Source organism: Geobacillus zalihae NBRC 101842, assembly GCF_001544135.1.
In the GTDB taxonomy this organism is placed as follows: domain Bacteria; phylum Bacillota; class Bacilli; order Bacillales; family Anoxybacillaceae; genus Geobacillus; species Geobacillus zalihae.
The window spans coordinates 1-21,753 of sequence record NZ_BCPV01000063.1 but is presented as its reverse complement, the minus strand read 5'-3'; the positions used below and the strand labels follow the sequence as shown (position 1 = coordinate 21,753).

Here is a 21,753-nt window from a genome sequence, read left to right as displayed (position 1 = left end):
GGATCGGCAGGCGGCGGGATGTTCACCTTGCAAGACAGCGAGATGCTCAAGCACTTCATACATCGTCAGCTCCGGGTACATCATAAACTCTTGCGGCAAATAGCCGATCTCGTTTACCCGTTTTACTCTCGTGCCGGTGCTGATCCGTTCCTCCCCCAGCAACACCTGTCCGGCATTGAACTCCAACAGTCCGGCCACAATGCGCATCAACGTCGTCTTGCCGGCGCCGTTTGGTCCCAGCAAGCCGTACACGCCGGAGAGGGTGAGGGAGACATCGGATAAAATCGGCTTCTTTTTCACGATTTTCGTCAATCCTTCAATGACGACCGCCAACGCCGTTCACCTCCTGCATCATCTCAAAGATGCGGTCCCATGTCCAACCGTCATCCATGTTCGCATACCATGTCCGCAAACATTGTTGTTTTTGGTCGACATCCAGCGGCTGAAACGCTTGATAAATGGCTTCAATTTGCTTCTTGACGGATGACGGCTGCGACTCGAACCACTCACTTTTGGAGCTCCAGTCGATCACCGAAAGGCCTTGTTTTTGCATCAACCAGCGGGTGGCCAGCGAAATCCACTCGTTGTACATGATCCGCGATCCTTTCGGCGGTACGGAAAGCCGAAGTATTTTTTCGTAAAAATTTTGTTCCATAATATATTGATCGATCCCATATAAGTCATTTGTGTTATATACAAGATGATCGTTTGCGAGAAAGGAGGACAGTCCGAAACTAGAGAAGACAATCTTGTTCGGCAACGATGAAACCGCCGTTGATGCGATTTGTTGTACATGACGGAATGTTTTTTCCATCTGGTGGATGACCGTCGGCGCCCGTTCCGCCATGTGCGGCCAATCGGCCGGGTAGGTGATCTCATATCCTTGATCGACGAGTTGATGCCCTTGCCCTTTGATCAAGGTGACCGCTTGCGCCTTCCCTCGGTAAACCGTCCCCCGCTTTGGCACATTGCAAAACAGCACATCGCCGTCTACGTTCAAGGTAAACGTATATGTTTCGTCCGGAAAGAATTGATCGGTGAATGCCCCGCCCCAAGCTCTCGTTCCCGCTACTCGATATTCGTAGGTCCGATACATGTGTGTAGCTCGTTTTTTCGGATACCACGCTCGGTCCGCCAGCAGGACGATGCGGCCGTTCGTGTACGGAATGAGCGCCGTGTCGACGATCTCATAGGAAAAGGTGAGCGTCGAGGTGCGTTTCGGCAGCCACACGGTCACGAGATCGCCGTTTCTTGTAAACTTGACGGGCTGATGGTCCGCTTCAATCGAGTGGAGCGGATACAAATGGTACAGTTGAAACGTGGGCCGGTTCGTTTCCAACTGGGACAAGGCCACGCGCACGACCGCACGCGATCCATGCAAAGAAAGGTCATACGACTGGATACGGTAGCGCAAATCGGCTTTCGTCTCTTGTTTCATCTGGCGGTATTCCTCGAGTTCGGTCGTCTGATCGGCCCGAGTGAACGCCTTGGTGTTCGTTTGCAAGGAGTGGTAGGCGGTTAGGACGATCAGAAACGGGAAGACGAGAAATGCTTTCAAGACGGCGTTTCGCTCCTTTCTCGTCTGCGTAAAGCGGATCGACGACAACAACGCCAACCCGACAAGGGAAAGAAACCACGCGGCCCATTTCCATTCCCCGCCGCGGTCGACCTCAAACCCGATGTAGGAATCATACGCTCGTTGAATCGCGTGTTTTCCGATAAACAGCAGCGACGCCCAGTCGCGGGCATGAACAGTTTTGGACAGATCGATGAACAGCTCCGTCGTCATCGGTCCGGTCAGGATCCACACAAGCAAAATAGCGAAAAAACTGACCTTTTTCGTTTCCAACAGCAGTGCGATGATGACGCCGTACAGGACGGTGAGCACGAGCGGTCCAAACTGATAGACGGCGAGAAACCGAAGCAGCGACCAATACAGATCCGAAGGCTCCACCCCAACGAAGAGATACACGATTGAAAAAACGCCGCAGCTCATCATCAGCATGATCCCTTGGTACAGCGCATGAACCGCAAGCAAGGCGCTCATTTTCTCCAGCAAAATCCGGTAGCCGTCGGCGAACCATGACGAAACGCCGTAACGAAGTTCGTTGGAGTAGAGAAGGTAGAACCACACGATGTAAAAGAGCGAAACGATTTGAACAAGCATGAACACTTCATGAGGGATATCCCCATAACTCTCCATATTGTACGGATCGGTAAAAAATAGTGTAAACCGTACGGCCAGCAAAAGAAAAAACGAGAAACTAGCACCAATGTATAACTTGCTTTTCAACAATCGTTTCCAATAAAAAACAAACAGCCATTTCCACCTCATCGCCGATCAACCGCTTTCTTTCCAAGAAGTTGACAAAAGAAAAAATGCGGTCAGGGACCGCTTTATTTTTTACGCGTATCCCTGACTCCTTTATCATCCGGATTCGGCATCGTTATTTGACCGTAATGGTCACGTATCCTCTTGAACCAACCGTTTGACCAACAATTTGGCCATAATATTTATCGCCTTCTTGTTGTGTAAAATTGCGCGTTTCTTCTTGCCTAGGATTGAGCCAGTTGGTGGAGGCGACGACGCTGTCGGGCCACCAATCAATCGATTTGTAAGCATAGCCTCTCGTTTGGGTATTGGCACCATTATTTACAGCATGAATATTCCCTGTACCATTTGTATTTGCTCTAATAGTTTTTGTATTGCTGTAAGTACTTGACCCATCTAAAAAGGCTGTTGCGGATTCTGCTCCCGCTGCACCGGCAGTGGCTATTACTGCTGCTGCAAGCGATAAAGATGCCCATTTTGATTTCCATTTCTTTTTTCGGTTCACGATCATGTTATCCCTTCTCCTCTCCAAATATTATATCGCTTGTTCTCGTCTTTACTGCGGTTCCAGCTTCATTTCGTAAGAGGCTATGGAACCAATAACGATGAGCTTTTCCATTTTTCATTGTTGTTTCCTAACACTCTTTTTCACCTCCTTTCAAAGGCAACTAATTTTGCATTATGAATTTGATAAATTGAAAGATCAGTAAATCCATTCTCAATTCGGTTGCTCAAGATCATATAGTTAGCATCCACAAAATCATGACGTAAAAAATGGTAAAAGTGTTCTAAGTCTTCGAAGTCAAAGTGTTTCGTCGGCTGATCGAAAATGAATACTGTGCGATTTAGCGACTGTCCAAGAGAAACAAGATAAATCAGCCGTTGAAACATCGTCAATGAATCGATGGATGCATGGGAAGGGAGGCGATATTTTTTCCATAGTGCCGATTGCTGAAAAGGACGATTCAGCCATATCGAAATATCTTGCAAACGATAGTTTCTCCACAGTTGGTGGTAGTTCTCAGGAATCACGAAAAATACGCTTTTATTCGTTTTTCCTCTTGCTTCCTGTTCATCGAAATGGATTTCCCCTTCATCGATAGGATGAAAGCCGGCAAGCGCTTTGGCGACAATATCTGTGCGAATGTGATTTTTGGCTAGAATGATGGATTGGGAAGGAAGATTGACGGAACAATGATGCAAAATAAGTTGGCGATGGTGCTTAATGGTCACGTTTTTTAATTCCATCATCTGTCTCCTTTCCCCCTTTCTTGTACTAGATGAATCAGTATGTTTTCTTTTTCTTTCATCGATAATGCCTTGTAGTGTTCCCACGCTGTTGAGTTAATGGAGGCTTTTTCTGCTAATCTGTTTTCATATCCGATAGATGGAATATGTAGTTTTTCCATTAAATACAAGCCGACAAAGAGACTGATCTGTTCGTTTTCGAACAATCGGTATGGGATGAAAAACGCAGCCAACTCCTGAATATGTTTGGTTGCCGGAGTGCCATTGACGTTCAAGAACGGATCAACATAAAACGTGTAGTTTCCGTCAGCCACCGTGCTGTCGTACAGCGAAAGGTTTGTGGTGTTGATGCTTTTTGGGATGATTGAGATGCTCTTGACTTCTTTTGTGCAATAATCTGTATTTGCAAGATTCGGAAATACGTGACATAGTTCATTGCGGATGGAAACGAGTTGATGCTTCAATTCCATATAATTTCTTGTTGTAGTGAGAAATGGTTTATAAACAAGGAAACGAGTATGTTGCACTTGAATTTGTTTGTAAGGACCATTGATCACGGAGAGACAAGGGGGATGGCCCCCATGCCAACGGTACTTTTCCTTTCCGACAATCATGTTGACTCGTGTACATGTCTTCGTTTCCACATTGGAATGAAGCGTTCCGGATGAGTCGATATCGTAAAGCGTTGAATCCATGGACTGCGGATACCAGTTGGCTTCAAATGGCAACAACGTGACGCCCGATATCAACGGATAAAAGGTTGAGCCGAACGTATGCCGATAATAGATCGTCATGGATGGGGCGCCGTTGGTCTGCACCTGAACAACGTTTCCTTGTTGTTGAAAGGGGAAACGCTTCCCTCCGCCTTGGATGTGATCGATTTGAAATTGCTCGTTGATCGAAAAACGAACGGTGTGTTCTTTCGGATGCAGAGAGAGTGTGGCTTTGATCGGATACGTGGATTTCGGATTCACCTCGATCTCCTTGATTTTCCAATATCCATGCAACGGGATGTTCTTGGGCTGAGCCTGATGTTTAATTTGTTGATAGAGTTTGACGTCGTTTGCCAACAGAATGTCATCCAACTGGAATTTTGATTGTGCATGTTGAAGGAAAAATGTTACGAAAATAACGAGAGTCACACTAGCCGCAAGCCCCGCGAAGGATCGCCGCATGCTTCGAAAAACGCCATAAACGGCGATGGAAGAAAGAATATACGCCAATTTGATCAGCACGCGTTCTTTTTGGAAGGTTAGGCTGAATAACGGGTCAATGTAAGGCCAACGATGGTTTCCCCACAAGGAGAAGGATGGATTGCGATATTCCAAAGAAAACAGCACGATGATCCACAAAACAAACACACCAACGAGCAACATCGCTTTTTTCGAAGAATGATAGGCGTAAACAGCGCCTGTGGACAATCCGATCATCCACGCCCATAGAAATGGGAGAAGAAAATGAATCAAACCCGTGGTGCTAGTTGAGTGTCAGCGCTCAACCAGCCCTAGTGTGACCAAGGAATAAGCCAACAAGATGCCATCGAGTGCCACTTCAAACCCGGCCATGGAATTCGCTCGAATGTCGGTGATCCGGTATTGGTCTACGAGAATCGAAAACACCGTCTCGATGACTTTGCGTTTTTTCCTGATCCATTCTTCCCATGCCTTGGATGGGCCGTGCTTTTGATTGTGTCGAGACGGTGTCCAGAACGCGGCTTGGTGTTCTTCGTACAGCTTTTCTCGAAGAGCGTGGCTGATGTACCCTTTGTCCCCAAAGTTGTAGGGATGAGGGATTTGAGTCATCACCGTTTCAGCGGCTTTGACGTCGTGGCAGGACGCTTCCGTCACGACATAGCCCATGGCCAGCCCTTGATTGGTCACTTGAAGATGCAGCTTGAAACCGTAGTACCATTGCTTTTTGGAAGCACAATACCCCATATCCGCGATCCCTCGAAACCGCTTGACGCGCTGCATTCTTGCGGGATGGCACAACGGAAGAGGCAAGCTGTCGACGACCGCATAAGCATGGTGTTGGCCACGTTTCGCCAGCTCATGACGGATCCATTTGATGGCGAAACCAAGCGCCCGGCAGCGGCGGTTGTATCGGGAGCGTTCAAGAAACGAGCCGTTTGTGAACAAATTTCCCGTGACAAAACGATGCCAGGCTCGTTCGGAAGAAAAGCCCAGCAGCTTCCCCAAAAGGTGAACCGCCATGACCACTTCGTCTTCTTGCTTGACCAAGTGACGGTTGCGGCGATGAAGATACATTTGAATCAACGACAGTTGGGCAGAAACAAAACAGAAAATAGCGGCATATTGTTTTTGAAGTTTGGCTGGATCTGTAGTAAAATGAAAGTGCTCTTGCATGGGGGATCTCTCCTTTCGAATGTTGGGTGACACTTTCATTCTACTGGAGATCCGCCAGCAAGGGCTATTTTTATGCTTGATCAAGTTTATCTAGCACCACGGGTGAATCAAATACAATGGAAACAGAAAAGTGAAAAGATCCCAACCCGCTGCATAGTTGGCCACCACCGCACCGGCGATGATCCCGGCCAAGGCCAGTTGCCAAGCGAAAAAATAAATAAATGCGATCAAAGTTTGGCAGAAGACGATCTTTTGCGAGGTTGGCATGATGTCATTCATCGCGATCCAGTGAATTGGAGTCGAAGTGAACAACGAAACATGCAAACGGAAGCTGAAGAGCAGCCAGACAGCCATTCCAATCGGAACCAAATATTTCGTATATAAGATCCATTCCGCTGGATTGGTGGTATGGGGATTGAGGCAAACAAACATCAAAACCCCAGAAAATACGAATATGAAACTAGCTTCTGCTTTTAAGCGGGACGCCATTCTTGAAATGAACACCCATTTCATATGGAATGCCCTCTCTAATCATGAATTTGAAATGTTTGTAAAATTCAATGGCATTATAAAAAAAGAAGAAGAAGATGTCAACCTTTTACATGGAAATTAACAGTATATTCACAAATAATAGGAAAATTGCGCTATAAACCTTATAATTTTAAGCAAACGTGTGGTCGAAGATAATGGAGTAAATGCGACGGAGGCTCATGAGACACGGAGTTTGACAGAATTCGTTCAACTATAGAATTGATTCAACTACACAACTATATACATGCAACATGAAGAGTTAACCTCTCCGTTATCCTGCACACCCTAAGCGCTGCATCATTTCCTCTAAAAATCTTGTAGGCTCAACCCGCAGGCTGCGCCATGGGGGAGGAAGCTCGTTGCAGGAGAAGTCAAATGTTAAGTTTTCAATGAGCATGTATATAAATTTATACACTGCAACATTCTGCACTTTTTCTTGACAACCCCCCTGATCCCTTTGCGCTTTTTACACCATCGTTTTGGTTTTTTCCTCCACCAAAAGCAAGCGGCAAGGCCGCCAGGAAGGCAGCCTGCCGCTTTTCGTTATGCGGAATAATGTTCGTTCACAATGTGCGCGCAGCGCGGGCAAAGCGTCGGATGGGACGGATCTTGTCCGACAGCTGGAGTCACCGTCCAGCACCGCTCGCACGTCTCGCCTTCCGCCGGGCGGACGAGGACGGCCACGTGGTCGAGCCGCTCGGCTTCGGCCGGCGCGGCGTCATACGGCTCATCGGCGATCGAAAAGGCGGAAACGATGAGAAGCTGGCGCAAGTCGGCATCAAGCGACGCCAATAGCTTCCGCACCTCGTCTTTCGGGTAGACGATGACGCTGGCCGTCAGCGATTTGCCGATCACTTTTTCATTGCGGGCGTTCTCGAGCGCTTTGAAAATATCATCGCGCACGTCCATAAACGCATCCCATTTCGCCAGCAGCGCTTCTTCGCCGTCGATCGCGATCGGCTCCGGCATATCGGTGAGCTGGACGCTTTCGACGTTTTCTCTTCGATTCGGGATATGCTCCCACACTTCATCGGCGGTATGCGGCAAAATCGGCGCGATGAGCTTCGCCAACGCGACGACCGTTTCATAGAGCACCGTCTGCACGGCGCGGCGGGCGCGCGAGTCGGCCGCTTCGATGTACAAAATGTCTTTCGCCATATCCAAGTAAAACGCGCTCAGCTCGACGGTGCAGAAATGGTTCATCTCATGGTAAACCGCGGCGAAATCGTAGCTGTCATAGGCCTTTTTCACTTTGGCGATCAGCTTGTTCAACTTCGCCAGCATATAGCGGTCGACTTCGCCAAGCTCCCCAATCGGCACGGCGTTTTGGTTCGGATCGAAATCGAATAAGTTGCCGAGCATAAACCGGAACGTGTTGCGGATTTTCCGGTACACTTCCGACACTTGTTTTAAAATATGGTCGGAGATGCGCACGTCCGCTTGGTAGTCAACCGACGCGACCCAAAGGCGCAAAATATCGGCGCCAAACTGTTCCATCACTTTCGCCGGCACGACGACGTTGCCGAGCGACTTGCTCATTTTCCGCCCTTCGCCGTCCAAGACAAAGCCGTGGCTCAACACGCCTTTATACGGCGCTTTGCCGGTGACGGCAACGGCGGTGGACAGCGATGAGTTGAACCAGCCGCGGTATTGGTCGGAGCCTTCCAAGTACAAATCAGCCGGACGCACGAGATCGTCGCGTTCGACCAACACGGCTTGGTGCGACGAACCGGAGTCAAACCAGACATCCATAATGTCCGTTTCTTTCGTAAAGATGCCGTTCGGGCTCGACGGATGGGTGAATCCTTCCGGCAGCAAGTCTTTCGCCTCGCGCTCAAACCAGACGTTCGACCCGTATTGGCGGAACAAGTTCGACACATGCTCAATCGTCTCATCGGTGATGATCGGTTCACCGTTTTCGCCGTAAAAAACCGGAATCGGCACCCCCCAGGCGCGTTGGCGGGAAATGCACCAGTCGCCGCGGTCGCGCACCATGTTGTGGATGCGGATTTCCCCCCACTCCGGAATCCATTTCGTTTCTTTAATCGCCTGAAGCAGCTCGTTGCGGATTTTATCGATCGACGCAAACCATTGCGTTGTCGCTCGGAAAATCGTCGGCTGCTTCGTCCGCCAGTCGTGCGGATACGAGTGGGTGATAAACCCGAGCTTCAACAAAGCGCCGACTTCCTCAAGCTTCTGTGTAATCGCCTTGTTGGCGTCTTCGTAAAACATCCCGGCAAATCCCGGCGCTTCCTCGGTCATATAGCCGCGCTCATCAACCGGGCAAAGGACCGGAAGTCCGTATTTTTGCCCAACGAGAAAGTCGTCTTCCCCGTGGCCCGGCGCCGTATGGACACAGCCCGTGCCGGCGTCGGTCGTGACGTGTTCGCCGCACACAACAAGCGAGTCGCGCTCATAAAACGGATGTCTCGCCACGACGTATTCAAGCTCTTTTCCTTTGACCGTTTTGACGACCGACCATGCGTCCCAACCGATTTCTTTCGCCACCGATTCCGCCAAAGCGGCAGCGACGACATACCGTTTTCCGCTGACATCGACAACATGGTAATCCAAATCCGGATGAACCGCGATCGCCAAGTTCGCCGGAATCGTCCACGGCGTCGTCGTCCAAATGACGATTCGCTCATCGCCCTCAAGCACGCCTTTGCCGTCTTTCACCGGGAAGGCGACATAAATCGACGGCGAACGCTTGTCTTTATATTCGATTTCCGCTTCGGCGAGCGCCGATTCGCTTGACGGCGACCAATAGACCGGCTTCAACCCTTTGTAGATGAGCCCTTTTTTCGCCATTTCGCCAAATACTTTAATTTGCTGGGCTTCGTACTCCGGTTTGAGCGTAATGTACGGGTTGTCCCAGTCGCCGCGCACACCGAGCCGCTTGAACTGCCGACGCTGGTTGTCGATTTGTTCATACGCGTATTGCTCGCACCGCTTGCGGAACTCGGCGACGCTCATCGATTTGCGGTCGACGCCTTGCTTCGCGAGCGCCGTTTCGATCGGCAGTCCGTGCGTATCCCAGCCCGGCACGTACGGCGCGCAATAGCCGTTCATCGATTTGTAGCGGACGATGATATCTTTTAAAATTTTGTTCAGCGCATGGCCCATATGAATGTCGCCGTTGGCATACGGCGGGCCGTCATGCAGGACAAACAGCGGCCGTCCTTTCGTCCGCTCCTGCACTTTCCGGTAAATGTCCATTTCCTCCCATTTTTTTTGCATCTCCGGCTCCCGCTTCGGCAAGTTGCCGCGCATCGGGAACTCGGTTTGCGGCATAAGCAGCGTCTCTTTGTAATCCATCCTTGCTCCTCCTTCGAACGATAGATTCCAAATAAAAAACCGTTCTCCCCCGGCAAGGGACGAGAACGGTCTCGCGGTACCACCCTTCTTGGCCATGCAAACGACGCACAGCCCACTTTTCATTCGTAACGGGAATGACGCGCCATGGCCTACTTGATGTTCAGCATGGAACTCCAGGGTGATGTTCACTCTTGCGCCGATGCCAGGCTTCCACCATCCCCGGCTCGCTGCGACCGGTCGTACAAGAGCTACTGTCCCTTTCATCGTCGATGGCTATTTCGCTATTCATCCTGAAAAAAGCCAACCGCCTCCCACGGCGGCTGATGCGGCGATTTTTGCCAATTATTATAACCGAAACGTCTTCGGTTCGTCAAGGCTGTGACAGCGGTTCTCTCGCCCCTTCTTCCAAATCCGGCGCCTCATACTCCATCAACTCGTCCCAATCGCGGCTGTTGATCATATCAAGCTGGGCCTCGACAAGCATGCGGAAACGGGCGCGGAACACTTTCGACTGCCGCTTCAGCTCCTCGATCTCGAGGGCGATTTTCCGCGATTTCGCCAATGCATCGCTGATGATGCGCTCGGCGTTTTTTTCCGCCTCTTTAATGATCAGCTTCGCCTCTTTTTGCGCATTCCGCTTCACTTCTTCCGCTGCTTCTTGAGCAACAAGAATCGACTTGTTGAGCGTCTCCTCAATGTTCGCAAAGTAGTTCAGCTTTTCCGTCAGTTCGGCCACTTTCTCTTCCAGCTGCTTTTTTTCACGGATGAGCATTTCATAGTCTTTAATGACTTGATCGAGGAACTCGTTCACTTCGTCTTCATCGTACCCGCGAAACCCGCGGCTGAATTCCTTGTTGTGAATATCCAATGGCGTCAACGGCACAACGGCCACCTCCGTCTCCATCATTCCTTTTCTTCACTTTCATTCGACACGGTTTGCCGATTTCCTGCCGTCATTTGCTTATTTTTGTCGGCCGATCTGAACGAGCCAGCGCTCTTTTTTCGTCGGCCCTTCCACCGAAAACAGCTTGCAGCGGCCAAAACCGCGCGCCGACAGGACATCGCCCGGTCCGCAGAGGAAATCCGGCTTGTCCACCACCTTCCAGTTCACTTTGACGAGCCCGCTTTCAACAAGCGCACGCGCTTTCTCGCGCGCAAGGCGAAACGCCTGAGCGAGCACAGCATCGAGCCTTAGAGAAGACACCGTGACCGTTCCTTCCTCCCACGTTTCGGCAAGCGGCATGGCAGCCGACAGCGGCAGCGGCTCCAACGCCACCCGGGCTTTGCCGATCATTTCGATATGCAAGCGGACGTAGTCGGCGACCTCAGCAGCAACAAAAAACTGAATTTCCCCATCCCGAACGAGAATATCGCCAAACTTGCCGCGCCGCAAGCCAAGCGACATCAGCGCCCCCAACACGTCGCGATGTTCAAGGGAAACGAATTTCGCCGGATAGCGGACGGCAAACAGCACAATGCCATAATCCTCTTCCTCAGGGTCGATATACGGCGGAGCGAGAAACGCCCGCTTCCGCTCGACAAACGGGGCGCCTCCGAAAAAAAACACGCGCACGTCTCCATCGCCGCCCGTGATGCTTTGCACGATTTGCTGCTCACGCGGATCGAGAAAATCGGTCAGCTTCGGAGCGTACTGACGGCTCACCATCTCCTTCCACTCGAGCACTTGATCAATGAACGGATGTTCCTCTTTGCGAAAATGCTGATACAGCTCCACTCGACGTCACCTTGCTTTCATGGAAGAAAGAAACCCACAACGGATTCCTCTCTGCGAGTTCCGCCCTTCCGCCTTTTTGCCTGCCAGACGGAGAGCGGCGGCGCCGTGCGCGCAAAACGAAGCCTAAAACTGCGACTGAAGAATGTCGAACAGGGCGTGAAGCCCTCTCGTCGCGAATTCAAGAACGATAAGCGCGACGATTGGGGAGACGTCAATGATGCCAAGCGGCGGAATGACGCGCCGAAACGGCTCCAAATACGGCTCGCAAATGGCGGCGAGCATCTGTCCGAACCGCGTTTCGCGCGCATTGGGAAACCACGACATTAAAATATAAATGATCAGCGCATACGAGTACACTTGAATCACTGTCGTCAAAAACGTGAGTACATAATCCAACGGCTACCACCTCTTCATCGGTCTGTCATCCTCGCCGTCGAGCGAAATCGAGCCGCTGACGTCGACGTTTTCCGGGGTGCATAAAAAAATTTTTGTGCCGACTTGCTGAATGTCGCCGCCAATGGCGTACACCGTGCCGCTTAAAAAGTCGACGATCCGCTTCGCCTGCTCATGCTGGATGCGCTGCAAGTTGACGATGACCGCGCGCCGGCTTTTCAAATGGTCGGCGATCTCCTGCGCCTCCGCATACACCCTCGGCTCAGCAAGCACGACTTTCGCCGATTTTTGCACGCTTTGCAGGCTGACGACGTTCGCCTTGCCTGCCGTCTTCGGCAGCGCCTCTTCTTCCGGCTGTGGCGCCTCATATTCTTCTTCATAGTCTTCGTAGTCTTCTTCTAAAAAATAATCACGGAATTTTTTCATCAATCCCATCCGGTTTCACCTCCTACAATGATCCAACAAGCGCGCTGCCTATGCGCACAAACGTCGCTCCTTCCTCGATGGCGATCGTGTAATCGTTTGACATGCCCATTGACAGTTCGGTGCATGGGGCATGGGCCATTCCCAACGCCTGAACGCGTTCCTTCAGCATCCGCAATTGGCGAAAGCAAGCGCGCAATACCGCTTCGTCGTCCGTGTGCGGCGCCATCGTCATCAATCCGACGACTTCGATGCGCGAAAAGGCGCGAAGTTGTTCAATAAACGGAATCGTTTCTTCGGGGGCGAGCCCGTGTTTGGTCACTTCCCCCGACACGTTCACTTGCACAAAACATTTTACTGGCCGCACCGCCCGTTTTTCAATTTCTTTCGCGAGCGACAAGCGGTCGAGTGAATGAATGTAATCGACTTTATCAATAATGTCTTTGACTTTGCGCGACTGAAGCGTCCCAATGAAATGCCACGTCGCTTGATTTCCGATCCGTGCATGCTTTTCAATCAATTGGTCGGAGCGGTTTTCGCCGAGGTCGGCAATGCCGGCGTCAAGCACCTCCATCGCCCGCTCGGCATCGACATATTTAGTGACCGCCACGATGCGCACGCCGGCCGGATCGCGGCCGACGCGAGCGCAGGCCGCCTCGATTTCTCGGCGAATGGCCGCCAAGTTGTCGCGCACCGTCATGCCGTCTCCTCCCTTCGGCCGATAAACGCCAACATCCTTCCAGTCGTTCCGCGGTCGCGGCGGTGGGAAAAAAACAACGCTTCCTCACAGCTTGTACAGCGTTCCGACACATAAATATGGCTGTTCGGAACGCCAGCCGCGATCAACTGAAGCCGATTGGCTTCCTTTAAGTCGAGCGCATATTGCCCTGGGCTTGTTTCCCGCCATGGCAACGGGCTTTCCGGAGGAAGCGTCGGGCGCAGACTGTCCACGACACGGTCGTCAACCGTATAACAGCACGGACCGATGGCAGGTCCGATGGCAACATAGATGTCGCTCGGCGCGATGTGTTCGCGCGTTTGCCAAAGCCGCACCATGTGACCAGCGATGCCGCCCGCCGTTCCCCGCCACCCGGCATGAGCAAGGCCGACTAACCCAGCAGATGGCGCCACAAAATAAATGGGCACACAATCGGCAAAACAAAGCGCGAGCAACACCTCCGCTTCGTCTGTATACAACCCGTCGACCCCTGGAACCGCCGTGGCGAAATCTTGCGCTCCGTTCCCCCGTTCGTTTTTCGTCACCTTCCGAATGTCGGCGCCATGCACTTGTTCACAACATACCCATCGCTCAAGCGGGAATGAGAGCCATTGCGCCAAACGCCCGCGGTTGGCGACAACAACCGTGCGATCGTCGCCGACGTGCAGCCCCATATTCAGCGAAGCGAACGGCCCTTTGCTCTCCCCGCCATGTTTCGTCGTCAATCCAGCGACGGCTCCAGCAAACGGAGGCGCACCGCAGCGGAGCCAGCCGCGGGCTTCTTGTTGAAAAATGTCCGGCATTCACGTCAACCCTCACGCTGCTTTTTGTAGTTTTTTATCACTTTTTTTCCTATTTTATCATAGTTTGTTTGTCCATGATAACCTTTATTTGCGATTTTGTCGAAACATTGCTGTCAACCCTAGGCCATCCTCGGGATTCAATCCGTATCATGAAGGCGGACTAAAATCACATCGGCTCCGATTTTGACGATGTTCTGCCATGGAATGACGACCGCCTCTTCGCGGCCGAACAGCCCGAGCATCTTTCCGGCGCCTAAAATAATGAGTGAGCGGATTTTTCCAGTATCTAAATCAATATCAATGTCCCCAATATTGCCAAGCTTCTTCCCATTGGCTACATTGACGACATCTTTCGTCTGAAATTCGGAAATTCTCATCACGATTTTTCTCCCCGCCTTTCCTCTCCCTCTTTTTCATCTATATGACGCCGAATGAGCAGTTATGTGCCAAAGAAAAAGGCTGCACCTGCAGCCTGTCACACTTGGATGTTTTTATTCATTTGCCGGATCGCCGCTTTTTCGAGCCTGGACACTTGCGCTTGGGAAATGCCGATTTCCTCGGCCACTTCCATTTGCGTCTTTCCTTGGAAAAAGCGTTTGCGGATGATCATTTTTTCCCGCTCATTCAACCGCCGAAGCCCTTCCTTCAAGGCGATTTCTTCGATCCATTGGCTGTCGCGGTTGCGCTCATCGCTCAGCTGGTCCATCACATAAATCGGGTCGCCGCCGTCGTTGTAAATCGGCTCAAACAACGAAACAGGATCTTGAATGGCATCGAGGGCAAAAACCACTTCCTCATGGGCGACGCCGAGTTCTTTGGCAATTTCCTCGGTTGACGGTTCTTTCGCCGTCTCGCTCATGAGCCGCTCTCGCACTTGCAACGCTTTGTAGGCGATGTCGCGCAGCGAGCGCGAAACGCGGATCGGGTTGTTGTCGCGCAAATAGCGGCGGATTTCGCCGATGATCATCGGCACGGCGTAAGTGGAAAACTTCACGTTTTGATTGAGGTCAAAATTATCAATCGATTTCATAAGTCCGATGCAGCCGACTTGAAACAAATCATCGACAAATTCGCCTCGGTTGTTGAAGCGCTGAATGACGCTCAACACGAGGCGCAAGTTGCCGTTTACTAATTTCTCTCTCGCCTCCAAATCCCCCTCATGCATCCGTCGAAACAGTTCACGCATTTCCTCATTTTTGAGGACGGGAAGCTTCGAAGTGTCTACGCCGCAAATCTCGACTTTGTTCCTCGTCAAGTTGTTCCCTCCCATCAGGAGATGCTAAGTCGTCAGTTTTCAGTATCTCCTTGGAAGGGAAAAATATGCACAGCCTGTCCGACGCGGAAAAAGCGGCGGAATTTCGCTCCCGCCGCCCGCTACATCATTTTATTGAATTCTTTGCGCAACCGTTTAATGATCCGCTTCTCGAGCCGCGATATGTACGATTGCGAAATGCCGAGCAAATCAGCGACGTCTTTTTGCGTCTTTTCTTCGCCGCCGGAGAGGCCAAAACGCAATTCCATAATTTGCTTCTCGCGGTCGCTCAGCTGGCGCAAGGCGTTTAAGAGCAAGCGCCGGTCGACATCCGCTTCCAAATCTTTCGTAATCACGTCGTCTTCCGTTCCCAATACGTCGGAAAGCAACAGCTCGTTGCCATCCCAGTCGATATTGAGCGGTTCATCAAACGACACTTCCGCCCGCACTTTGTTGTTGCGGCGCAAATACATTAAAATTTCGTTTTCAATGCAGCGCGACGCGTATGTCGCCAGCTTGATCTTCTTCTCTGGGTTGAACGTGTTGACCGCCTTAATGAGGCCGATCGTTCCAATGCTGATCAAATCTTCAATGTGAATGCCGGTGTTTTCAAACTTGCGCGCAATGTAGACGACAAGACGCAAATTGCGTTCGATCAAAAGCGATCTCGCCGTGTCATCGCCGGCGGCGAGCCTGGCGATCAGCTGCTCCTCTTCTTCTTTTGTCAGCGGCGGCGGGAGGGCTTCGCTGCCTCCGATATAATAAATTTCATCCGCCTTCAAGCCGAGCTTGGCCAAAAACTTATACAGCCAGTACATGAAACGAAGTTTCCACTTTTTCATGAAAATCCCCCTTCTAAACGGATCAAAAGCGAGTATGATATACTAACAAAACCTACGAAGCGGTCAGCTTTCTTCCCGCCTGCACCATTTTCGGATGGACGATGCAGTCGTACTCCCCATCCGTCGACAGCGGATCAGCGCTTAGCGCCACAAGCCCTTGCGCTACTTCCAACCATTCGTTTTCGTACCGCAGCATAATGCGGTCTGGCTTAACCGCCGCCATCATTTGTGGACCGCTGCCGACCGCACGGTACGGAATGAGACGGAGGCGATGGACCCACCGCTCCGGCGGGGAAGCAAGCATCATGGGAGAGCTGAGACAACCCAGTAGCTCCTCAGGAAGCACGGCCTTTGCTTTTTCCTGTTCGACTACCATCACCGGCGTTTTTGTCAACGGATCGACGAGCTGGTTGCCGCTGTCAATCAAGCCGCGCAGCATAAGCGGCCGCCCGTCCCATACGATCTTGACCTCAATGATATGTTCAAACCGCAGTTTTTTTTCGCGAATCGCCTCCACCCTTCGGCGGGAAAAAAGCCATAAAACCGGAAACCCGATGACAACAAACAGCCAGCTGACCGGATCGCCCGCCCCGGGATGATGCATGAGAAGCATTCCTTGGCGGACGGACAGTTGGTGCGCGAAAAAATAATGAACCGCCAGCATGCCGCCGCCGACAGCGAACGTGGCAAAGTAAAACGCCAGCATATTTTCAAGCAAATAGCGCGGGCGCTTAAACCCGAAGGCGGCCCACACGATCAACACGGAAACGGCTGCTTTTACCAACGGGTGCTGGGCGATGGCGGAAAACGGGGTAAACAGCAATATGACAAGCAGCGAACCGATCAACGCCCCAGCCAACAGACGCCACCAGACGATCGGCCGCTTGAGCATGAGCGCCGTCAGCCAAAGAAGCAACGCGTCAAAACAGACGTTCAACAGCCAAATCACATCGAGATAGACGACCAACCGTCAAGCCCCTCCCCCGCCCATATCGGCTTTGTCTGAAACAAGTATATAGCACCTTGCGAGGGAAAGTCTGTCAATCGGTGGCGGTGAAAAAGGAGATGTTTTGTCAAAACAGGGGGAACCACGGCGGATCAAATCGGCCGGCACGAAAGCCTAGCCCGCCTTCTCTTTTTCGCCCTTTCGTTGCGAGAGAGCGGGCGGCCAACGCGAGAAGTTTTTGGTCCTAATCGGAAAAGCGAGGCTGTCTCAAAAGATCGTCTTTCTTTAAGAGAGATACAATATATTGTTTCACCAAAGTGCTTCGTGCACGTTCGTGCATGCATCTTGTGATGAAGAAAGGGTGTCCCGTTGCTTTTGGGACACCCTCGTTTCGCCATCTAGCGGCGGCGGTTGCGGTTGCGCAAGAAAGCGGGAATGTCAAGCGGATCTTCTGCTTGCCCCGAGCGGAGCGCCGCATAGTCTTGTATCGGCTCTTCGCGCTTTTCCCGCTTTGACGCCGGCGCCGCTTTCGGCACAGTGCCGATGCCAATGCGCGGCGGCCGCGGCTGCGAAGCGACGTTTTCGTTGAATCCGGTCGCAATGACCGTCACGACGATCTCGTCCTTTAAGTCCTCATTAATAACGGAGCCGAAGATCATGTTCACTTCTTGGTCGGCCGCCGAAGCGACGATATCGGCAGCCTCCTGCACTTCGTACAAACTTAAGTTCATGCCGCCGGTGATGTTCATGAGCACCCCTTGCGCGCCGTCGATCGACGTCTCCAACAGCGGGCTGGAAATGGCTTTTTTTGCTGCCTCAGCCGCTCGGTTTTCGCCGCTGGCGATGCCAATCCCCATCAATGCCGAACCTTTATTCGACATGATCGTCTTCACATCAGCGAAGTCAAGGTTGATCAACCCCGGCACGGCGATCAAATCGGAAATGCCTTGCACCCCTTGGCGCAGCACATTGTCCGCTTCGCGGAACGCCTCAAGCATCGGCGTATTTTTGTCGACAATCTCAAGCAACCGGTCGTTCGGAATGACGATGAGCGTATCGACCGCCTCTTTCATGGCGGCGATGCCGCTTGCGGCCTGCGTCGCCCGCTTCCGCCCCTCAAACGTAAACGGGCGTGTAACAACGCCGACCGTAAGCGCCCCTAACTCGCGCGCAATTTGGGCGATGACAGGCGCCGCCCCAGTTCCCGTGCCGCCGCCCATGCCAGCGGTGACAAACACCATATCGGCGCCGCGAAGCGCTTCTTCAATTTGCTCTTTGCTCTCCTCAGCTGCTTTTTTTCCAACTTCTGGGTTCGCCCCCGCGCCCAAGCCGCGTGTCAGCTTCGCCCCGATTTGCAGCTTGATCGGCGCCTTCGACAAGTTGAGCGCCTGTGCATCCGTATTGACCGCAATAAACTCTACACCTTGCACCCCATGCTCAATCATCCGATTGACGGCGTTGTTGCCGCCGCCCCCGACTCCAATCACCTTGATCGTTGCCAACTGATCGACTGTTGTCTCAAACTCCAACATGGCCAAATCCTCCTAAAATTTCAATCTCTATTCAAAGAAAGAACCAAAAAATCTCTTGACCTTCTTCCCAAAATGGTCTTCTTTCTTTTTCGGTTTCGACTGCTGTTTTGGCGAGGAGCGCTCGACCGGCTCCACCGCAGCGGCAGCCGGGACCGTTTTCCCTTGCAGCTGCGCCTGCCGGTAGGCGAACTTGAGCAAGCCAACGCCGATCGTATACTGCGGGTCGCGCACACCGATATAATCCGGCATGGCAATGCGGACGCTCGTCCCTAAAACGACGTGGGCCAGCTCAAGCAACCCTGGCATATTGGCGACGCCGCCGGTCAGCACATAGCCGCCGGGGAGATCGCGAAACCCGAGACGACGCACTTCCTGCTGAACCATTTGCAAAATTTCTTCCAGTCTCGCCTCAATAATATCGGCGATCTCCAGCTGGCTGAACTGCTGGTGTTGATCGGTGCCCATGATCGGCACGCTGAACACTTCTTCCTCCGAAGCGTAGTCGTAAAATGCATGTCCGTGCTTCAGTTTGATTTTTTCGGCATCGTCCGTTGTCGTCCGCAATCCGATGGCCAAGTCTTTCGTAATGTGCTCCCCGCCGACCGGCAGCGAAGAGACAGCTTGCAACGTCCCTTGCTCAAAGACAGCGACCGTTGTCGAGCCGCCTCCCAGGTCAACGAGCGCCGCCCCCAAATGCCGTTCGTCATCGGACAGCACGAGCGAACCGGCCGCCAGCGGCTGAAGACAAATATCGCTGATTTCCAAGCCTGCCCGCTCCACACAGCGAAGAAGATTATGTAATACCGTCTTCGCACCCGTCACCATAGTGCCTTCCATTTCCAAGCGGACGCCGAGCATGCCGCGCGGATCATGAATGCCGTCCAACCCGTCGACGATAAACTGGCGCGGAACGACGCCGATGATTTCCCGATCGGGAGGAATAGAGACAACTTGCGCGGCATCGATGACGCGGGCGACATCTTCATCGCTGATTTCCCGGTTTTCGCTCGCGACGGCGACAATGCCGTGGCAGTCATGGAGCTGAATATGGCTGCCGGCCACCCCGACGATCACACGGCGGATCGATAAACCGACCATCCGCTCCGCTTGCTCGACGGCCCGTCTGATCGACTGCACCGTTTTATCTATATCAACAATCGCCCCTTTTTTGAGCCCTTCCGCTTTGACATTGCCCACCCCGATAATATTGATGGAGCTGCCTAGCATTTCCCCGATGATGACTTTCACGCTCGATGTTCCGACATCCAGGCTAACGACGATCTCATTGCTGCTCATTTTTTGGCATCTGCCTACTAAAAACGCGCCGGTGCCGGCCGGCGTTTCAGTAAGCAGCGACACCTCCTTTTTCGGCTGAAATTTCCCATCTCTTTGTCTATTGGTCTATGTCTAGTTTGCGAGTTTCGCAACAACACGATATTTTGTTTTACCCTATATAATTCAACACGCGAAAACACTTTCCCTGTCTTTTTCCTAACTTTTTTCGCGATTGTACCGCCGCTTGGCCCACTCAGCAAGCCAAAGGCGGCGGATGATGGCAATGTTTTGAAACAAGCGGACGCCGAAGGCGAACACAGCCGCTAAATACAAGTCTACACCAAGATGCACCCCAAGAAAAGTTAAAGTTGCGGCCAGAACAATGTTGAAAAAAAACCCGGTTATAAATACGGTTTCGTCGTACGTCCGCTGCAGGTGGGCGCGCCATCCTCCGATTAATGTATCAAAGGCGGCCAAAATGGCAATCGACAAATAATGGGAATATTCATCGGGAACTTCCCAGCCGGCGAGAACGCCGATGGCAAACCCAAGAAGCAATCCGAGAAGCGGAAGCCACATGCTATTTCTCCTCCTTGCCGCCGTTTTCTGTCTCCATGTATTTCACATCAGGGCGGCTAGCCGCGGGCGGAATGACAACGAGCGGCTGGGGCTTGGATATGGACAGCTCCAAGTTTTCCACGGCGAAATCATCGCGGATCGGCGAAACGGCGAGCCCGCTGTACAGCTTGTCCGCATCATCGGCGATTGCTCTCACTTCGACTGGCAGCCTCACTGAGCGGCTCCCGACTTTCGTTGCGCCATTGACATCGCGAATGGCCGTCCGGTTCGTCAGTCGTTCACCGTCGATGGCGATTTCTTTCGCCCCGTATTTGTTCAACTCATTCACTAACCGTTGCAATAGCTCGGGCGATACGGCGGCAACGGCCGGACCAACGTAGCCGGCCGCCGAAAACGGCGCGATCGTCAACACGAGACCGCTTCCTCTCACTTCTGTCAGCCCGGCTTCTTCCCTCAGCTTCGCGACTGTCGCTTCAAGCTCTGTCGCGCCGCCCGCCTCGTGTTCCCGCCGGTAGCGGCGCAATGTTTCCTCGTAACTCTCTAGCTCCTCAAGCAGCCGTTGTTCAAGCTTCTGCTCTTTTGTCAAATCGGCGCGCAACTCCCAAATGTCGCGCGTGTCGCGTCCTTCCGGATGCAGCGTCGTCCGAAGCCCGACGGCCAGCATCACACCGAATATGGCAGCTACGCCGGCAAAATAGAATCGATTTTTCCGTTCCAATGCGCTTTATCGCCCCTTTCCGCCCGTTTTACGGCTCGGGCGCAAACACCGGATCCAACACGATCGCTCCTTGCTTTTCCACTTTTACGTCGATATGGTCTTCGACAAGTTCGTCAACGATGCCGCCGGGAAGCTCTAGAGCGGACATGAGCACGTCCGGATTGCCAATGGCCGAAATGACAAACGGAGCGGCATGCTGCGTTCCATCGACCTCAATGACTGGGCCGTTGCAGACGATGTATGAACGGTGGGAAATGCGCTGCCCATTAATCGCGACCGCTTCGGCGCCGGAAATGAGCAACTCGTGAACAACTTTCCATACGTGCTGTTCGTGAACGATATAATTGGTAGCGCTCGCTTCAGAGGGGATATAAGAGGAATCGGAAAGGGTGACTGCTACACCTTTCCCTTTCACCCTCGCTTTTCCGACATGCATGCGCAGCTGTTCCGCTTCTTTTGCCAATCCGGCCTCGTTCTCCTGCTCCTCGGCCAGCTTCTTCTCCCACGCAGCCAGCTCCTCCTGCTTTTTGACAAGCTGCTGCTTGAGCGACCGGTTTTCTTTTTGCAAAGCAAGAAGCGCCGAGCGATATTCGTACTCTTTTTTCCACTCGCTGTCGCTCCATTCGCGGCGGGATGCTTCGTTTTTCGCATGTTGGTACGAGAACCCGAGCATGGCGCCGAAGATCAAGCAGATCAACGTCAGCAGGAGGCGGCTACGGGCTTGTCGTTTCATCGCCATCCT

The 21,753-nt window shown here is 52.3% G+C and carries 21 protein-coding genes, 2 pseudogenes and 1 other annotated feature; all 23 genes and pseudogenes read right to left on the bottom strand.

Going from position 1 to position 21,753, the window contains the following annotated elements:
* A partial coding sequence (locus GZ1_RS14525; protein WP_157074374.1) for an ATP-binding cassette domain-containing protein occupies window positions 1-333 on the bottom strand: 333 nt, incomplete at its 3' end.
* A complete protein-coding gene (locus GZ1_RS14520; protein ID WP_060788761.1) occupies window positions 317-2,335 on the bottom strand; it encodes a M1 aminopeptidase family protein in 2,019 nt (672 codons plus the stop codon). The genes GZ1_RS14520 and GZ1_RS14525, both read right to left, overlap by 17 nt.
* A gap of 112 nt (window positions 2,336-2,447) precedes the next feature.
* Window positions 2,448-2,843 carry a hypothetical protein gene (locus tag GZ1_RS14515; protein WP_011230640.1) on the bottom strand — a complete coding sequence of 132 codons (396 nt, stop codon included), beginning with the start codon at window positions 2,841-2,843 and terminating at the stop codon, window positions 2,448-2,450.
* A 137-nt stretch (window positions 2,844-2,980) separates the two neighbouring features.
* On the bottom strand, window positions 2,981-3,580 hold the full coding sequence (locus GZ1_RS14510; RefSeq protein ID WP_255211303.1) for a P-loop NTPase family protein: 600 nt from the start codon (window positions 3,578-3,580) through the stop codon (window positions 2,981-2,983).
* Window positions 3,580-5,046, bottom strand: a pseudogene (locus tag GZ1_RS14505) (hypothetical protein); the annotation flags it as partial. The pseudogene GZ1_RS14505 and the gene GZ1_RS14510, both read right to left, overlap by 1 nt.
* 21 nt (window positions 5,047-5,067) lie before the next feature.
* The gene (locus GZ1_RS14500; RefSeq protein ID WP_004439648.1) at window positions 5,068-5,946 is read right to left on the bottom strand and encodes an IS982-like element ISGsp1 family transposase; all 879 of its coding nucleotides are present in this window, start codon (window positions 5,944-5,946) and stop codon (window positions 5,068-5,070) included.
* Window positions 5,947-6,048: 102 nt separating this feature from the next.
* A pseudogene (locus GZ1_RS14495) lies at window positions 6,049-6,459 on the bottom strand (hypothetical protein); the annotation flags it as partial.
* Window positions 6,460-7,020: 561 nt separating this feature from the next.
* The gene (ileS, locus tag GZ1_RS14490) at window positions 7,021-9,795 is read right to left on the bottom strand and encodes an isoleucine--tRNA ligase (protein WP_060788758.1); all 2,775 of its coding nucleotides are present in this window, start codon (window positions 9,793-9,795) and stop codon (window positions 7,021-7,023) included.
* Window positions 9,796-9,847: 52 nt separating this feature from the next.
* Window positions 9,848-10,068 (bottom strand) — a binding site (T-box leader).
* A gap of 97 nt (window positions 10,069-10,165) precedes the next feature.
* Complete coding sequence (locus GZ1_RS14485; RefSeq protein WP_011230635.1) at window positions 10,166-10,678, bottom strand: DivIVA domain-containing protein; 513 nt, start codon at window positions 10,676-10,678, stop codon at window positions 10,166-10,168.
* Window positions 10,679-10,756: 78 nt separating this feature from the next.
* Window positions 10,757-11,530 carry a YlmH family RNA-binding protein gene (locus GZ1_RS14480; protein ID WP_015374367.1) on the bottom strand — a complete coding sequence of 258 codons (774 nt, stop codon included), beginning with the start codon at window positions 11,528-11,530 and terminating at the stop codon, window positions 10,757-10,759.
* Between the two features lie 123 nt (window positions 11,531-11,653).
* Window positions 11,654-11,926: a YggT family protein gene (locus GZ1_RS14475; protein ID WP_020755723.1), complete on the bottom strand. Its 273-nt coding sequence runs from the start codon at window positions 11,924-11,926 to the stop codon at window positions 11,654-11,656.
* Between the two features lie 3 nt (window positions 11,927-11,929).
* Window positions 11,930-12,358 (bottom strand): cell division protein SepF, encoded by a 429-nt coding sequence (locus tag GZ1_RS14470; RefSeq protein ID WP_011230632.1) that lies wholly within the window; start codon window positions 12,356-12,358, stop codon window positions 11,930-11,932.
* A gap of 13 nt (window positions 12,359-12,371) precedes the next feature.
* Window positions 12,372-13,046, bottom strand: coding sequence for a YggS family pyridoxal phosphate-dependent enzyme (locus GZ1_RS14465; RefSeq protein ID WP_015374366.1), 675 nt, complete (start codon window positions 13,044-13,046; stop codon window positions 12,372-12,374).
* Window positions 13,043-13,867, bottom strand: a complete 825-nt coding sequence (pgeF, locus tag GZ1_RS14460; RefSeq protein ID WP_011230630.1) for a peptidoglycan editing factor PgeF — start codon at window positions 13,865-13,867, stop codon at window positions 13,043-13,045. The genes GZ1_RS14465 and pgeF overlap by 4 nt, the downstream gene beginning before the upstream one ends.
* 137 nt (window positions 13,868-14,004) lie before the next feature.
* Window positions 14,005-14,247: a YlmC/YmxH family sporulation protein gene (locus tag GZ1_RS14455; protein ID WP_013145837.1), complete on the bottom strand. Its 243-nt coding sequence runs from the start codon at window positions 14,245-14,247 to the stop codon at window positions 14,005-14,007.
* Between the two features lie 95 nt (window positions 14,248-14,342).
* A complete protein-coding gene (gene sigG / locus GZ1_RS14450; RefSeq protein WP_011230628.1) occupies window positions 14,343-15,122 on the bottom strand; it encodes an RNA polymerase sporulation sigma factor SigG in 780 nt (259 codons plus the stop codon).
* A gap of 119 nt (window positions 15,123-15,241) precedes the next feature.
* Window positions 15,242-15,961, bottom strand: a complete 720-nt coding sequence (gene sigE / locus GZ1_RS14445) for an RNA polymerase sporulation sigma factor SigE (protein WP_013145838.1) — start codon at window positions 15,959-15,961, stop codon at window positions 15,242-15,244.
* A 52-nt stretch (window positions 15,962-16,013) separates the two neighbouring features.
* The gene (spoIIGA, locus tag GZ1_RS14440) at window positions 16,014-16,928 is read right to left on the bottom strand and encodes a sigma-E processing peptidase SpoIIGA (RefSeq protein ID WP_060788757.1); all 915 of its coding nucleotides are present in this window, start codon (window positions 16,926-16,928) and stop codon (window positions 16,014-16,016) included.
* Between the two features lie 377 nt (window positions 16,929-17,305).
* Window positions 17,306-18,439, bottom strand: coding sequence for a cell division protein FtsZ (gene ftsZ, locus GZ1_RS14435; RefSeq protein ID WP_015374363.1), 1,134 nt, complete (start codon window positions 18,437-18,439; stop codon window positions 17,306-17,308).
* Window positions 18,440-18,466: 27 nt separating this feature from the next.
* Complete coding sequence (ftsA, locus tag GZ1_RS14430) at window positions 18,467-19,735, bottom strand: cell division protein FtsA (protein WP_033006544.1); 1,269 nt, start codon at window positions 19,733-19,735, stop codon at window positions 18,467-18,469.
* A gap of 195 nt (window positions 19,736-19,930) precedes the next feature.
* Window positions 19,931-20,293, bottom strand: coding sequence for a small basic family protein (locus GZ1_RS14425; protein WP_020756483.1), 363 nt, complete (start codon window positions 20,291-20,293; stop codon window positions 19,931-19,933).
* Window position 20,294: 1 nt separating this feature from the next.
* On the bottom strand, window positions 20,295-21,011 hold the full coding sequence (locus GZ1_RS14420) for a DUF881 domain-containing protein (RefSeq protein WP_020756482.1): 717 nt from the start codon (window positions 21,009-21,011) through the stop codon (window positions 20,295-20,297).
* 28 nt (window positions 21,012-21,039) lie between these two features.
* On the bottom strand, window positions 21,040-21,744 hold the full coding sequence (locus tag GZ1_RS14415) for a DUF881 domain-containing protein (RefSeq protein WP_011230621.1): 705 nt from the start codon (window positions 21,742-21,744) through the stop codon (window positions 21,040-21,042).
* Window positions 21,745-21,753 lie beyond the last annotated feature (9 nt).